At 60.2% G+C, this 14,369-nt stretch carries 13 protein-coding genes, 1 tRNA gene and 1 pseudogene; 10 read left to right on the forward strand and 5 right to left on the reverse strand.

Going from position 1 to position 14,369, the window contains the following annotated elements; genetic code table 11:
• Nucleotides 1–122: 122 nt before the first annotated feature.
• From K3148_RS07085 to K3148_RS07100, 5 genes and pseudogenes are all read left to right on the forward strand, one after another.
• A tRNA-Leu gene (locus K3148_RS07085) sits at nucleotides 123–209 on the forward strand.
• 111 nt (nucleotides 210–320) lie between these two features.
• Nucleotides 321–437, forward strand: a pseudogene (locus K3148_RS14020) (DUF6538 domain-containing protein); the annotation flags it as partial.
• 204 nt (nucleotides 438–641) lie between these two features.
• Nucleotides 642–1,952: a site-specific integrase gene (locus tag K3148_RS07090; protein ID WP_221424171.1), complete on the forward strand. Its 1,311-nt coding sequence runs from the start codon at nucleotides 642–644 to the stop codon at nucleotides 1,950–1,952.
• Between the two features lie 550 nt (nucleotides 1,953–2,502).
• Nucleotides 2,503–3,099, forward strand: coding sequence for a hypothetical protein (locus K3148_RS07095; protein WP_221424172.1), 597 nt, complete (start codon nucleotides 2,503–2,505; stop codon nucleotides 3,097–3,099).
• Nucleotides 3,100–3,812: 713 nt separating this feature from the next.
• Complete coding sequence (locus K3148_RS07100) at nucleotides 3,813–4,499, forward strand: recombinase family protein (RefSeq protein ID WP_221424173.1); 687 nt, start codon at nucleotides 3,813–3,815, stop codon at nucleotides 4,497–4,499.
• Between the two features lie 60 nt (nucleotides 4,500–4,559).
• Here the strand turns inward: K3148_RS07100 and K3148_RS07105 are convergent, their stop codons facing one another.
• A complete protein-coding gene (locus tag K3148_RS07105) occupies nucleotides 4,560–5,105 on the reverse strand; it encodes a hypothetical protein (protein ID WP_221424174.1) in 546 nt (181 codons plus the stop codon).
• A 336-nt stretch (nucleotides 5,106–5,441) separates the two neighbouring features.
• Here K3148_RS07105 and K3148_RS07110 point away from each other — a divergent pair, with 336 nt between their 5' ends.
• A complete protein-coding gene (locus K3148_RS07110) occupies nucleotides 5,442–6,665 on the forward strand; it encodes a tyrosine-type recombinase/integrase (RefSeq protein WP_221424175.1) in 1,224 nt (407 codons plus the stop codon).
• Between the two features lie 136 nt (nucleotides 6,666–6,801).
• Here the strand turns inward: K3148_RS07110 and K3148_RS14025 are convergent, their stop codons facing one another.
• The 3 genes from K3148_RS14025 to K3148_RS07120 all read right to left on the reverse strand — a co-directional run bounded on the left by K3148_RS14025 (nucleotide 6,802) and on the right by K3148_RS07120 (nucleotide 8,187).
• A complete protein-coding gene (locus tag K3148_RS14025; protein WP_050601784.1) occupies nucleotides 6,802–6,996 on the reverse strand; it encodes a DUF6961 family protein in 195 nt (64 codons plus the stop codon).
• Complete coding sequence (locus K3148_RS07115; RefSeq protein WP_187335490.1) at nucleotides 6,987–7,538, reverse strand: thermonuclease family protein; 552 nt, start codon at nucleotides 7,536–7,538, stop codon at nucleotides 6,987–6,989. Before K3148_RS07115 ends, K3148_RS14025 begins: the two co-directional genes overlap by 10 nt.
• Nucleotides 7,539–7,602: 64 nt before the next feature.
• Nucleotides 7,603–8,187, reverse strand: a complete 585-nt coding sequence (locus K3148_RS07120) for a lytic transglycosylase domain-containing protein (protein WP_221424176.1) — start codon at nucleotides 8,185–8,187, stop codon at nucleotides 7,603–7,605.
• 138 nt (nucleotides 8,188–8,325) lie between these two features.
• Between K3148_RS07120 and K3148_RS07125 the strand changes: the two genes are divergently transcribed.
• From K3148_RS07125 to K3148_RS07140, 4 genes are all read left to right on the forward strand, one after another.
• Nucleotides 8,326–9,234 carry a DUF7146 domain-containing protein gene (locus tag K3148_RS07125; protein WP_282099538.1) on the forward strand — a complete coding sequence of 303 codons (909 nt, stop codon included), beginning with the start codon at nucleotides 8,326–8,328 and terminating at the stop codon, nucleotides 9,232–9,234.
• Nucleotides 9,235–9,308: 74 nt separating this feature from the next.
• Nucleotides 9,309–11,282 (forward strand): ParB/RepB/Spo0J family partition protein, encoded by a 1,974-nt coding sequence (locus K3148_RS07130; RefSeq protein ID WP_221424178.1) that lies wholly within the window; start codon nucleotides 9,309–9,311, stop codon nucleotides 11,280–11,282.
• Nucleotides 11,283–11,582: 300 nt separating this feature from the next.
• A complete protein-coding gene (locus tag K3148_RS07135; protein WP_038283498.1) occupies nucleotides 11,583–12,488 on the forward strand; it encodes an alpha/beta fold hydrolase in 906 nt (301 codons plus the stop codon).
• On the forward strand, nucleotides 12,485–12,979 hold the full coding sequence (locus K3148_RS07140) for a hotdog fold thioesterase (protein ID WP_083440145.1): 495 nt from the start codon (nucleotides 12,485–12,487) through the stop codon (nucleotides 12,977–12,979). The genes K3148_RS07135 and K3148_RS07140 overlap by 4 nt, the downstream gene beginning before the upstream one ends.
• On the opposite strand, the gene K3148_RS07145 is transcribed toward K3148_RS07140, so the two are convergent.
• Nucleotides 12,909–14,369 (reverse strand): efflux transporter outer membrane subunit, encoded by a 1,461-nt coding sequence (locus K3148_RS07145; RefSeq protein WP_083440144.1) that lies wholly within the window; start codon nucleotides 14,367–14,369, stop codon nucleotides 12,909–12,911. The two genes, K3148_RS07140 and K3148_RS07145, sit on opposite strands and share 71 nt — an antisense overlap.

Raw genomic sequence — 14,369 nt, forward strand, 5'->3', positions numbered from 1 at the left:
CGCCCGCAAGCGTTCCGCGCATAAGAAGCATGCGAATAGCGTTGACAAGCCCCGCACCCCTTCGCTAGTGGCCCGCGCCTACCATGAGTGCGGACTCGTATGATCCGCAGCTTCGTAAGTGTGCCCAGATGGCGGAATTGGTAGACGCACCGTCTTCAGGTGGCGGCGCTCGCAAGGGCGTGGAGGTTCGAGTCCTCTTCTGGGCACCATCACCCTCTAAGGGTCTGTAAATCGGCAGAAATAGGGGCTTTTGGCTATCCGTGACACGAAAAACTGTCACAGAATTGGGCCAAGAAGCCGTGAGCCAAACTCAGCACCTAATGCAGCGCGGAGCGCACTGGTATTACAACCGAGCGTGGCCGCTCCACCTTCAAGAACAGCTTGGGGCGTCCCCCTTTCGCAAATCCCTGAGGACCGAAAGCAAGTCCGAAGCCATCCGCGCTAAGGTAGGGGCGGAAAGGGAGTTTTGGGCGAGGGTGGATGCGGCGGAAGCTGAGCTAGCCAATCGCAAGGCTGAGGCCCCCACCGAAGCTCAGGCTCAATCACTCGCAGTGGAGTTCTTCCGCAGGCAAACGACAGACCTTGAGGACTCCATAAGGGACGCCCAGCGAAACCCTCAGACCCTTGAAGAGCAACGGCATGTGGCCGCTGAGATGTTGGCACAATATCGCCGGGAGCTTACTGAGGAAGGCGGAGGGCAGAGAGCCGCTCAGATTGCCTTCAAGCTTGCCAAAGAGGCGGGCTTTAAGGGGGCGGGAGGAGGCCTTGCGCGGCTTGTTCAGCGTGCCCGGATTGCCAGCACTGAGGTATGGCAACGGCGGCTGGTCTCTGATTATGGGGCAAGGCCGGGAGACCCCCTCTTTGAGGCTGCTCTAGACGCCCCGCAGAAGCCCTCTGAGGGGCATTTTGAGGATGCTCAGGGGCTTACTCTATCGGACCTGATTTCGGCCTACAGAGCGGCGAAATGGGCGGAGTTAAAAAGGTCCACGCAAAACACGTATTCGCGTGTCTTCGACACTTTCCTCGCGTTGCTTGGCGATCACACTAAGTTGGCGGCAATCGACCGCCAGAAAGCCCGCGAGTTCTTCGAAGCCGTGAAGGCCATCCCCAAAGGATACGGCAAGGGCAAAAGGTGGGAAGGCGTGACGCTGCCAGCCGCTATAGAAATGGCGAAGCGGGAAGGGCTGCCTACGCTCAGTCCCAAGACGATCAACAGTAACTACATGGGCGCGGTTGCGGCGCTGTTCCGCTGGGCGGAGAGGGAAGACCTTGTGGCGAAAAGCCCCTTTCAGAGCCTCCGCGTGAAAGACCCGGTGGCGGCAAAGGATAAGCGGGACCCGTTCACCTTAGCGCAGCTTGCTACTCTCTTCGCCGGGGAGCCGTGGGCCTCTGGCGACACAAGCCCCTCAGGCCATCCGAGCCGCTACTGGCTGCCTCTGATTGCCTTGTTTCAAGGGATGCGACGCGGAGAGATTGCTCAGCTACAAACCGCCGCCTTTCGCATGGAAGACGGGGTCCACGTCATGGATGTTCGTGGAAGCCTCAAAAATGCGAACGCCTACCGCACCTTGCCGGTCCATCCTGAGCTAGTCCGTCTCGGTCTTTTGAGCCACGTGAAGGCTCGCAAAGAACTCGGCATGGAGCGCCTGTTTGACAGTGGCCAAGACGCGGCTGACAAATGGGGAGATAAGGCCGGGGATTGGTTTGGGCGGCTGGTCAAAGCGCATCGCTTTGAGGGCAAGGGTCTAGGCCTCCACGCGCTCCGCCACTCTTTCGAGGACGCGCTGCGCCGTGCGGGCCTTCACGGGACCCCAATCGGTGCCGCATTGGCCGGACGAAAGGGCGGGGACCCGGTCGCGGGGGCGTATGGCAAGGGCTTCGCCGCTCGTCAGCTTGCAGAGGCGATTGCCAAAGTTTCCTATCCGGGGGTCGCGGTTGGGACGGAAGCCTAGAACGCCTCAGATTGCCTCAGAATTGATGATATAACATCTTAGCTAGGTGGGTAGCCGGCGATGTCATCTTTAGACTCCTAGGCCCCTTTGCGGCCCGCTCAAGGCATATCGCGGGCCTGAGCGTGGGCCGCTACTGCCCGGAAGGACCTGAATGGCGCATGGTTCGGCGTGCGCTGGAAGACCGCCCAAAATGGAGTATCTAGAGGAGTGTCGCTGAAAGTAACCTCTAACCCGCACAATTGCTGGGGTTTTGAGGGGGTCGGGAATTAAACCCCCACTCAGGGGAGAACGGAAGCGTTTTCTCTAAGGGTATCTTTAAGGGTCCTTAATGTCCCTCGCAATGTCTTAAGTAGAGTATATCTCTATGGGACTATAACTTAACGATAGCCCGCGCGTGAAACGCAACGCATCCGCGCCGTCTCTCCCCAATCCAAACCCATCCACGTCCGGCGCTTCAATGCTCGCCAGATGCTTGCCGTCCCCGGTCCCGCGTTCTGCTGGGGGCGGCGCTTTCCCCTATCCAGAACGCTAATCGAAGTGAGAACGCTAAATGAACCAAGACGACATCGTCCTAGACGACATCCCCGGAATGCCGAGCGATGAAGACCTCCGCTCCGAAATCAGCAAGACCGGAAGCCCCCGCTATTGGAACCCTTTTGGGGACGCCGAAACCAACATGACGGACCTATCCTCCCTCGCGCCGGAGGCCGCAAAAAGGGTGATGACTGCACGTCTAGCGGCTGGGCCTGGGCCTCATGGCAACAAATATCAGTGGGCGGTCTTTGAGCGCCACCGCAAGGCCGAGGAATTAGTCCGCGAATATGAGCGGCTGGATGGAGGCCTCAATGAGGTTGGCGGCTACGATCCCGGCACGGGCGCAGAAATCCCGGCCATCCAATCGCCAGAGCGCCGACGCGCTATGAACTTGCGAATGCAGGAGATCACCGGCGAACTTGCACGCATCAAGGGCGAGCCGGGAGAGCGGAAACTTGAGGAGGCCCTCAAGGAAGCCATCAAGGCCCGCAAGGTCGCCTATCGTCGCCAGTATGTGCAGACGGAGGCCAAGCGCCGCGCAGCGCAGTCCGCTCTCGATGCAGAAATCGACAAGGCGGCGGAGGGCTACCGCAGCGCCCGAGGGTCTCAGTGAGCCGCCGCCTCGCCAACAAGGCCCGCCACGTCCGACGAAAGCGGAGCCGAATGGGCTATCATCCCACGGGGGTTGAGTTGGAGGGCGCACCGCCCTCCCCAGACCCTTGGAGCGGCGTCCCTGAGAGCCGCCGAAAGGTTGTCAGCGAGACCCTGCGTGGAGGCGTGATCCGCAAGACCTATGTGGACACTGCCGCGGACGTGAAGGCCGTCCCTCCCAAGCCGACACCCTCAAAGCCCGATCTGGTCCCTGCCGAGCCTTCTAAGCCCGCAGAGACCCGCAAAGGGCCTGCCAGTGAAAGCCGCTTCGCCAACTACTCAATGCCCGGACACGAAAAGCCGGATTGATTTGGCGCACATTTTCGAAGCCCCCTAAATACGTAACACTCGGCGGCGTTCCCCCCATGGGGGTCCCTTCCAATCTTCTGCGGGAAGAGTGAATTGCGCATGACGCCGCCAATGGGGGCACGCTTCGAGGTTCCGCTTATGACGATAGGCGGGGGCCTTAGCGTGCCCCTTGACAGGGTGTTCCATATTGCCTAATGTCCGTTAGGTTAATTGGAACAGGGGGTCATCGACCATGCAGAACACTTCAAATGTCATCTATGCCAGCAACCGCTTCACGGCCAATCGCTCCAAGCCGAGCGCGCCGCCAGAATTGTACCGGGCCGCTGTAATTGCCGACAGGGTGAACAAATTGATTGGAGCGTGCCCATGAAGGCCATCGCCTACTATCGCGTCTCTACGGCCTCTCAGGCTCGCTCAGGGCTAGGTCTAGAGGCACAGGAGAGGGCCGTAGCGGACCTATGCAGTTCGCGCGGCCTAACCCTAATCGACAGCTTCACGGAATGCGAGAGCGGGGGGAAGGCCGACAGGCCCAAACTTCAAGAGGCTTTACGTCGCGCCAAGCTAACGGGAGCGACCCTAGTTGTCGCCAAGCTGGACCGCCTCTCTAGGTCCGTCGCGTTCCTGTCTGCGCTGCAAGAGAGCGGCGCTCAGTTCATTGCTGCGGACATGCCGGAGGCTAACGAGTTCACGGTTCACATCCTTGCCGCCCTCGCGCAGCGGGAGCGCGTCATCATATCGGAGCGCACGAAGGCCGCATTGGAGGCCGCAAAGGCCCGTGGAGTGAAGCTAGGGAACCCTAACGGGGCCGCTCCGCTCCGTAGGGCAGGGAAGGGTAACAGTGCTGCCGTGGAGGCCCGTCAAGAGGCCGTAGACGGACGATGTGAGGAACTGGCCAGCGAACTAGCGGCGATACCGGATTGGCGCTCACTGAGCCTTAGAGGCCTCGCTAGCGAACTCAACGAGAGGCACGTAGCGGCCCCGCGTGGAGGGGAGTGGCATCCATCGGGCGTGAGGCGGCTCTTGAGGCGGCTGGAGGCTCTAGACCTCGCCTAGTTTGTTTTCTTTGCGTTTGCCTTGTGGCCTGCTTTTTTCGCCTTGAATAGCGTCCCGCGATTAAACGGAAAGGCTGCGAGCTTCTTCTATGAGATCAGACAAGTAGGCGAACGCCAAGCTGGCTACGGTCAGCGGAGATGTGCCTTCGATCCGGTTCCCTAAATGTGTGGAGGGGGGAGCATATACGACTCCTCGGTCCTTCACCGGGATAAGGTGGATTGAAGGGTTTCTGATGTCGAACCTAGGAGGTTCGCCACCAACGTGTTTCACCGTGAAATTCGTGTTGGGTCCACCAATCCTGCCATTGAAAACATAAGAGCCTTTCCCTGCCACAGCAATGGAGCCGGGCGCTCGCTTCACTATCTCAGCAATACTATGTTCGTCTGAATTTCTAGCATGGTGGATATACGCTAAGAGTTCGTCCTTTTTTCTCTCCGTAGCTTTTCGACCATACCATGCCTCGCTTTTGCCAGTCGTTTTGCTTCCCTGATGAAGCTTGGAGTAAATTGTCGAGGCCGCAGAGACAAAGTCGGACCATGCATCCTCAGCCTCCTCAAGCGCTTTGCTTGCCTCCAAATTCGTCAGAGCCTTTTCGGCCTTCTCCAACCTTCTCTGGGCTTGTTCAATCGCTTTGGCGTCCACTAGCATCCTCTCGGCAGCACTTCATACTAGAATGTGTCACAGAAACCTGTCACAGAGTCGGGCAAGCGGATAGCCAGAAGCCCTTGTTTTCCGCCGCTTTCGAGCCCTGAGAGGCCAATCCTCTTCTGGGCACCATTTGTTCTTCTCACGTTCTCCCAAATAATCTATAAAACCCGCAGAAATCCTAGGGATTTGGCCCTTGGATCGTTCCGGATCGTCCCGCCTGTTCTCGGGGGTTCCAGACACTTTTGTGGGCCTTTTGAGGCCGTTTCGCAAAGGCCCAGATGAAAAGGCCCCCACATGCCTCTGACAGATACTCGCCTCCGCGCTCTCAAGCCCAAGGATAAGCCGTACAAGGTAACCGACGAGCGCGGCCTATATGTTGAGGTCACGCCGACCGGCGGCAAACTTTGGCGATTCCGATACCGGATCGGCGGCGCGCAAAAGAAGCTCTGCATCGGCAGCTATCCTGACATCAGTCTCAAGCAAGCGCGAGACGAAGCCTACGAGGCACGACGAGCTGTTGCTTCAGGGGGCGACCCGGCCTTTGAGAAGCGGAAGCGGAAAATCCGCGCCGAGTTCCTTTCTGCACAGACGTTCGAGGCCGTCGCACGTGAGTATATTGAACAGATGATGGTCAAGAATGGCCGTGCCGATGGCACGATCGTCAAGGCCAATTATTTCCTCGACAAGCTTGCGCCTGCCATCGGGAACCGACCCATCAACGAGATCGAGCCGTTCGAAGTCCTGGCTCCCCTCAAACGGCTGGAAGCCACCGGTAAGCACGAGACTGCGAAGAAATGCCGCTCGTTCGCAGGCCGCGTGTTTCGCTACGGTGTTGCTACCACCCGCTGCAAATCCGATCCGACCAGTATGCTGAAGGGCGCTCTCGTAACGCCGAGAGCCACGCATTATGCAGCAATCCTCGAGCCCACCGAGCTTGGCGGGCTGCTGCGCGCAATCGACGACTTCACTGGCTACATGGTGACGAAGTTAGCTTTGCAGATAGCGCCGCATGTGTTCGTACGCCCCGGCGAACTCCGGCACGCCGAATGGCATGAGATCGACCTCGTCGATGGGGTCTGGAAGATCCCTGCCGGTAAAATGAAGGCGCGCCGATCGCATGCCGTCCCGCTTTCCAAGCAAGTTAGAGGCTATCTTACTGATCTGGCCGAGATGCTCGGCCGCGAAGGATATGTCTTCCCATCTGCGCGCAGCTCCAGGCGTCCCATGAGTGAAAATACGCTCAATGCCGCATTCCGTCGCATGGGATACTCGAAGGAAGAAGTCACCGCGCATGGACTCCGGGCGACAGCATCGACATTCCTCAACGAGTCGGGCCTTTGGAATCCCGATGCGATCGAGCGTGCCCTGGCACATGGCGACAGCAATGTTGTGCGTGGCATCTACCATCGCGGCAAACATTGGGAAGAGCGCGTGCGCATGGCTCAATGGTGGAGCGACTACCTCGATGAGCTCCGGACAGGAGGAAAGGTCATCATGGGAAAGTTTGCGAATGGTTGATCGGAAGAACGAATTTCTTCTCAGCCAGTGCAGGATTGAAGGCTCAGGACCAACCCTATCAGGGACACTGACGCGAGCAAGGCGAACTCAATTCTGATGCCCCAGACCTTAAGCCACTTCCGCATCGTGCCGAGCCTCAGTTCGTAGAGCTTTGGCAGCTAAGCTGATCGAAGCGCTCAGCAACAGTCTTCCACGTTGCTATGCCTGCCTCGTCCCCTTCGTTGGATAGCCGCTGGATTTGCTGCGCGATATACGCGATTCCCTCTTCGCCATGGTTCTTTTCGACCCAGAGCGCGACGGCCCACAATTCCTGATCCCGGTTCAGCACCATGGTTCACGTCTCCCGGTCCAGGTTCGCGCCAGGCCTTCGCTGACCAGCTGATCGCCAAGCGAGCGGCCGCCGCGCGTTACAACCCGCAATTTACGACCGTACTGATCCTCGTCTCTGCTACCGATGGTCCTCAGTTCAAAGGGCCCGCCATTCAGCAATTCGACAAGGCGGTGCGTCGCGCGCATGCCGAGCTGGTATTCATAGTCGCAACGAGGCTCGCTGATCTCGGGAGTGTCGATGTCGGCAATCCGAATCTTCACGCCATCAAGCCAGAAAGTATCTCCATCCACGACGCATGTGCGCCGGATCGATCCGCAGATGTCGAATTGTGGGGAGCTTGCTTGCTGGAATAAAGCCTGAGGCTGCTGATCGTCGTTAGCAAGGCTGGCATCATGGACTGGCCAGTTGAGTGCCAGCATCCCTCCAGCAAATACGATCGCGAATGCTCCCAAACCCAACGCGATCTCCTTTCTCAGCTTCCGGCGCTTCTGTGCCTTCAACGCCTTGCGAAAGTCGAACGGCTCACCGGGGGTCTCATTCACTGGCGTTGTCCGTCTTCATTCCGGCACATGATTTCAGACAATAGCCGGAAATCAGGTAGTTTCGTCAATTGTACGTACCAATTGCTTGCCAACGTCCCAACACAGACCGGACATATTGCGGCGTTTCACCATTGTTGGGAATGCCGCGTGATCGGGAGACGGCACCTGGGCCAGCATTGTAAGCAGCCAAGGCCAGGTGGACCGCGTCGAACCGGTCCAACATGTCGCGAAGGTACCTGGCGCCACCGTCGATCGATGCAAGAGGGTCATGACGGTTCCGGACGCCCAGTTCTCGCGCCGTGGCTGGCATAAGCTGAGCAAGCCCGGCAGCACCGGCTGGACTCACAGCCATCGGATTGAAGCGGGACTCAGCCCAGATGAGAGCACGAAGCAGATTGGTCGGAAGCCCGTAACGGCGCTCGGCCTCGGCTATTGCCGCCATATACAAGCCTTCCCGGTAGGATACGTTTGCTGGCTCGGCCTGGTAGATTGCAGGAAGATATTCCCTTGCCGGCTGCTGGTCCGTCTTCGGCGGAACGATCGCGTGCTCGAACAAGGTGAAATCCTGGGCGCGAACTTGCTGTGAGGAGGTCGCGATCATACCCAGACAGGCGACCGCTAGCGCGGTCAGACAATTGAGGCAGTTCATCTCGACTTGTGCTCCATTGATTCGAATCGAAAGAGAACATAAAAAGAACATATGCGTGTAGGAAAGCCGCGAATGACTGCCTTTGGGAGAGGAGAGGAGCGCTGATGAGGGGGCCACTTTGCATGCTGAGGAGCTCGCATGTCCCTGTCTGTCCAAACTCATCCCAACCGGTCGCTTGCCGAGACCGCCCGTCGCATTTGCGAATCGCGAGGGGGCAAATGGTCCGGCACAAAGGGCATGGCCTGTTGCCCCGCGCATGATGACCGCACGCCGTCACTCGGTGTGTCGCTCGGCCGACAGGCCATCCTCTTCCACTGTTTCGCGGGATGCGATCAGCAGAGCGTGCTGGCTGCTTTGGCGCGTGAAGGTTTCGAGGCACCGGCGCTTTTTTCAGCTTCTGCGATCACGAACGAACCCGTACCGACCAGCACCCGCAAACCCTCGGCGGCAGCGCTGAGGATCTGGCGCGATGCACAGCCACTGCGTGCCAGTCCGGCAAAGGCTTATCTGGAGAGCCGCGGCATCCTCGCCGCATCTCCGGCTCTTCGCTTCCATCCACGAACGCCGCTTGGTCCGAAGGGATGCACCCGCTTTTTGCCGGCCATGATTGCGGCGGTCAGCCTCGACGAGGGGCCGATCGCCGTCCATCGCACGTTCCTTTCGGGCAATGCCAAGGCCGATTTCGACAAACCGAAGCGCGCGCTCGGCGCGCTCGGCGAAGCTGCTGTCCGCCTGTTCGCTCCGGCCTCCGGCAAGCTCGGACTTGCCGAGGGTATCGAGAGCGCGATTTCGGCCTACGCTCTTACTGGTATTCCCGTCTGGGCGACCCTGGGCAATGAGCGCTTCGGTCTCGTGAGCGTGCCCGAGGGCGTGACGGAGCTTCATCTCTTCGTCGATCATGATGCTGGCGGCAAGCTGGCTGCGTCGCGTGGCCTAGCCGCTTATGCCCGCGATGGGCGGACGATCCACGTTCGCAAACCATCCTCACGCGACACCGACTGGAACGATGAACTCCAGGCATGGCTGCTCCGTAGAGCAAGGTCCTGAGAGTGAAGGGAGCCCTTTGGGCTTGTGGGCCTTGTGATCCTCACCTGCGCCTTCATTCCATCAGGAGAACACCCATGATCCAGTCGATTCCCTTGAAGAAGCTCGTCCCGAGCCCGCGCAACGTTCGCAAGTCTAGCGACGTGCTGGCCGACCTCCAGCTGCGGGCAGACATTGCTGCGCGCGGCCTGCTGCAGAACCTTGTCGTTCGTAAGGCCAAGCGCGGCAAGTTCGAAGTCGAGGCCGGCGGTCGCCGTCTCGCCGCGCTGCAGGCGCTGGCCGAAGAGGGCACCTTGCCCGAAAACCATGAGGTCACCTGTCTCGTCATCGAAGGCGAGGAAAGCGAAGTGCGCGAAGCCAGCCTGGCCGAGAACTTCCAGCGACTCGCGATGAACCCGGCCGACGAGGCACAGGCGTTCGCCTCCATCATCGAGGCTGGGGCTACCCCTGAAGACGTGGCGCGCCGCTTTGGCCTCACTGTCCGTTTCGTCGAAGGGCGCCTGCGCCTCGCAAGCCTCGCGCCTTGCGTTTTCGAAGCGCTCGCCGAAGGCACGATCACGCTCGATATGGCCAAGGCCTACGGCGCGATTTCCGACGTAGAGCGTCAGGCACATGTCTATGCCGAACTGCAGGACGCTTGGTACCAGATCACGCCCGACACGATCCGCCGCATGGTGCTTGATGCGACGGTGCGCGGTTCCGATCCACGAGCTGTTTTGGTCGGTCGCGACGCCTATCTCGCCGCAGGCGGCCGGATCGAGCGCGAACTCTTCGATGATGATGCCAGCGAGAGCTGGATCGATGTCGTGCTGCTCGAGGAGCTCGCGCACAAGGCCATGGAGGAAGCGGCCGTCAAGACGGCTCAGGAACACGGCCTTGCCTGGGTGCGACCGACGCTTGGCAATTATGTCAGCCATGACCTCGTCGAAGGTCTAAGTCGCTTGCCCAGCGAGCCTGCCCCAATGACCGAACACGAGGCGCAGGAACTCGGTGAACTCGAAGCCGACTACGACCGCGTCGCCGCCGTGCTCGAAGACGAAGACAGCGACGAGGACGAGGTCGCGAAGGCCGAGAAGGAACTTGTGGTAATCGACCGCGCCATGCGCGCCCTTAACGATCGGCCACCGGTGCTGGCCGACGAACTGAAACCCGAGGCCGGTGCCTTCCTCGTCCTCTCGCGCAATGGTGAGCCGACATTGGTCCCGCAGTTTTATACCAAGACCGAAGTCATCGCTGACGAAGGTGTGGTCGAGGCAGTCGAAGAATGCGGAGCGGTGAAACCCAAGGGCAGCTCGCTATCGCAGCGCCTGCTCGACGAGCTTGCAGTGCAACGCCGCGACATCCTCGCGATCCATCTCGCCAACGATCCGGCACTGGCGCTCGACTTCATGGTCTTCACGCTAGCCGATGCCGATGGGCATGACTGGCGCGCCAGAAAGGCATCGACGCTTGTCGGCTCCGTCGCGTCTGGACCGGTTGCCGGTTCCGAGGCCAAGGATGCACCGGCGAGTGCTGCTCTGGCCGAGTTCGCTGGCTCGCTCGATGAAAGCTGGCGCTCGGGCGAAAGCGACGTCGAGCGGTTTGCCAAGTTCCGGGCGCTTTCCGACGAGGCGCGCTCGGCATGGCTTGGTCATGTCGTTTCGCGCACTCTGGTTGCCAGCCTTGCCTGTGAAGGCGAACGTTCGGTACCGCTGCACGAGACACTCGGCTCGCTCCTCGAAATTGAGACCGCGCATTGGTGGCGTCCCACAGCTGCTAACTACTTCGACCGCGTGACCAAGGCTCGCACGCTCGAGGCGCTCGATGCTGCGGGTGGTCCGGAGCTGGTCAGCCGATACGCTGCTTCGAAGAAGGCTGAGCTTGCGAGCGCAGCCGAGCGCATCTTCTCAGGCAACTTCATCGGCGAGGCCGAGGTCAAGGAGCGGGCGCAAGCCTGGGTTCCTGCGATCATGCTGTTCACTGCTGCTCAGGAGGTCGCGCCGATTGATGTCGAAGTCGACGAGGCAGTCAGCGACGACGCGACAGACGAAATTGCCGAGCAGGCTGCCTGACCCTCCTGACAGGTCGAGGTCGCTCGGTGGGCGGTCCGTCCCAATTGGGACGGACCGCCTTTTTCATGTCAGAATTTGGGCCGGAAGCGGAAAGGCAGCTTTTATATCTTTGAGCGGATTAAGCGGACAGCGACTGCTGACCGAATCGCAAGCCGGTGCATTAGAGAATGGTCTGGAGAAACCCCTCTTGGCATAGACTTTTGCCGTCGTTGAAACGCCCCTGCAGGACAGCCAACACGGAGCCGAGAGCCACAAACTAAATCGGTTTACTATTTAGCGCGCCTTTCCTACCATCCGGAGATGGCGAGAGAAACCTTTACGATTGAGGGCGCAGGCGCGATTTCTCTTACAGCCGAGGCTGAGGGGGATGCCTACGCTAAACCCGTCCTTCTTGCGCACGGCGGCGGGCAGACACGGCGCGCGTGGAGAAGGGTGGTCAGCGAGCTGGCTCAAGCCGGCTTTCGCGCAATCGCCTTCGACATGCGCGGTCACGGAGACAGCGATTGGTCGCCATGCGGAGCTTATGAAATGCGCGACTTCGCGGCGGATCTGGTCGCTGCAGCGTCGCGCCTGGACCAGAAGCCAGCGCTGGTCGGCGCTTCACTGGGCGGGCTCGCTGGACTGATTGCCGCAGGGGAGCTTGCTCCAGGTAGCTTTGCTTCACTCACATTGGTCGACATTGCCCCGCGCATGGAGCCCAGCGGTGTGATGCGCGTGGTTGGTTTCATGGAAGAGCATGTCGATAGCGGCTTCGCCTCACCAGAGGAGGCGGCCGACGTGATCGCTCGCTACATGCCGCATCGTCCCAAGCGGGGCGCGAGCGATGGTCTGAAAAACTATCTGCGGCAGAAGTCGGATGGGCGCTTCTATTGGCACTGGGACCCAGTGTTTATCCGTAATATAATGGCGGCCAGACAAGGCGACCCAGACAACCAGGAACGTCAATCGGCAATGCTGAGCCAAGCTGCGGCGAAACTCACGCTTCCGCTTCACCTCATCCGAGGCGCCTCTAGCGATCTTGTTTCCGAAGAGGCCGTTTTGCATCTGCGGCAACTCGCCCCCCATGCAGAATACACGGACATCGCCGATGCCACGCATATGGTCGTGGGCGATGCGAACGACGCCTTTTCCGCCGCTATCGTCGATTTCCTAGGGCGCCATCACTCATCCGATACGACTCACCCACATGGGACGAGGGAGCTATGATCGATCGAGAGCGCTTGCAGGAAATGCTGCATATCGCGCCGTTTCACCGATGGCTTGGGCTGGAGATTGCGACATGCTCCGACCAAGGAATCGCGATCACCATGCCATGGCGCGAAGAGATCGTGTCGAACCCTATGATTGGGTCGGCGCATGGAGGGATCCTGGCTTCACTGGTCGACCTCACCGGGCTTTATACTCTGCTTGCCGGGGGCGTCGCGGCGAGAGCGACGGCCGATCTGCATGTCGATTACCACCGTCCTGCAACCTCAGGACCTCTCACTGCTCACGGACAGATCGTGAAGGTCGGGCGACAGATTTCGGTGGCGGAAACCCGGGTTCTCGAGCCCGACGAAAAGTTGGTCGCCAGCGGCAGGGGCGCCTACTTCTCGTCAACCGGATCACTTGATCAGCGCGGCGGGACTATTGATCTCGAACAGGCTCTTGCCACCCAAGGCCCAGCGACTTCTGCAGCGCGATCCACGCCAGCGTAAGGGCACCTTTTGCCCGGACGAGGTCTGCTGAGGCCTGCTGCTGTTCTCGCAGGGCCCGGTTGAGGTCAGCCTTCGAGATCGCTCCTGCGGCAAAACGTTGGCGGTTCAGGTCCGCCGCGCCGTCAGCCTGCTTCTTGATTTGCATACTGGCAGCGAGCGCCACACGCTGCTGGCCGAAGCGAGCCAAGGCACGTTCGGCGTCTTGCAGTGCCAGAAGCACCGTCTGCTGGTAATTGGCGACTGCTTCGTTGCGCGCCGCCCCGGCTTGGTCGATCGCAGCGTCTACCCTGCCGAAATCCAGAAAATTCCACTGGAGGCGCGGGATCGCGAGTGCGGAGAAATCGCCGACATCGACAACGTCGTCCAACGAGGATCCGCCGAGGCCCAGGATCCCCGTGAAGGACAATTTCGGGAACCGCGCCGCCTCGGCCACCCCGATCCGCGCCGTCGACGCGGCAAGAGACCGTTCGGCCGCCCTTATGTCAGGCCGACGCGCCACCAGGCTTGCCGGATCGCCGATCGCGACCTGCTCTGGCGGCATGGGAATGGAATGCGCAGTCGTGAGCGCTGCATCAACTGATCCCGGCACCTGTCCGGTCAGTATAGCGAGTGCATCAGACAGGACTGCGATATCCGCTTCAGCTTCGGCAAGTTGTGACTTGAGCATCTCCAGTTCGGCATTCGCGGTGCCTACCGGGAAAAGCGGCAATGCACCGCGCTGATAGCGTTGGTATGTCAGCGCCAGGATCTCTTCCTGCAACGAAGTCTGCGCCTCAAATTGCTCTGCGCGGAATTGGGCCTCCCGCAAATTGACGTAGGTGCTGGCCACTTGGGCAGTCAACTGGACCTTTGCGTCCTCTGCATTGGCCACCGTTGCAGCAGCTTGGGCATTGCTGGCTTCAATGCGCCTGCGCGAGCCACCGGCGAACTCCAGCTCCCAGTTGGCGTTAAGGCCCACATTGAAAAAGCTGAGCGAGTCATCGATTTCTGCGTCGGAATTGGTTTGCTCTGACGGGGGGGGCGCCCCGCCTTGAATGTCGAGACCAGGAAGCCGGCCCTGCACGGTGCTGGCCTGTGCCCCAAGCGATGGCATTCGACCCGCACGGTCTTGCCTGATGGATTCCCGTGCCTGGGCAATGCGCGCCTGCGCTGCGGCGAGCGAAGGGTTGCCGGACAGCGCAGCCTCCACCAGCCGCGTCAACTCGGGATCGCCGAGCAGCAGCCACCATTGAGCGACAACCGGATCAGATGCGCTCACATCACTGCCAGCGCGCACAAAGCGAGTGCCCGTGTCTGCTGACACAACTTCCGGGGGGCCTGCATAATCGGGCCCTGCCGTGCATCCAGCTAGCAAGGCGATAGTGATAATCGGAGGTAGCAAGTGGCGCAT

The organism is Qipengyuania aurantiaca, from assembly GCF_019711375.1.
Classification (GTDB): Bacteria; Pseudomonadota; Alphaproteobacteria; order Sphingomonadales; family Sphingomonadaceae; genus Qipengyuania; species Qipengyuania aurantiaca.

Bases quoted from the DNA above. Each gene is read 5' to 3' on its own strand.
- K3148_RS07095 (WP_221424172.1), top strand. From the start codon at position 2,503: ATGAACCAAGACGACATCGTCCTAGACGACATCCCCGGAATGCCGAGC.
- K3148_RS07100 (WP_221424173.1), top strand. From the start codon at position 3,813: ATGAAGGCCATCGCCTACTATCGCGTCTCTACGGCCTCTCAGGCTCGC.
- K3148_RS07110 (WP_221424175.1), top strand. From the start codon at position 5,442: ATGCCTCTGACAGATACTCGCCTCCGCGCTCTCAAGCCCAAGGATAAG.
- K3148_RS14025 (WP_050601784.1), bottom strand. From the start codon at position 6,996: ATGGTGCTGAACCGGGATCAGGAATTGTGGGCCGTCGCGCTCTGGGTC.
- K3148_RS07120 (WP_221424176.1), bottom strand. From the start codon at position 8,187: ATGAACTGCCTCAATTGTCTGACCGCGCTAGCGGTCGCCTGTCTGGGT.
- K3148_RS07125 (WP_282099538.1), top strand. From the start codon at position 8,326: ATGTCCCTGTCTGTCCAAACTCATCCCAACCGGTCGCTTGCCGAGACC.
- K3148_RS07130 (WP_221424178.1), top strand. From the start codon at position 9,309: ATGATCCAGTCGATTCCCTTGAAGAAGCTCGTCCCGAGCCCGCGCAAC.
- K3148_RS07135 (WP_038283498.1), top strand. From the start codon at position 11,583: ATGGCGAGAGAAACCTTTACGATTGAGGGCGCAGGCGCGATTTCTCTT.
- K3148_RS07140 (WP_083440145.1), top strand. From the start codon at position 12,485: ATGATCGATCGAGAGCGCTTGCAGGAAATGCTGCATATCGCGCCGTTT.
- K3148_RS07145 (WP_083440144.1), bottom strand. From the start codon at position 14,369: ATGCGCCACTTGCTACCTCCGATTATCACTATCGCCTTGCTAGCTGGA.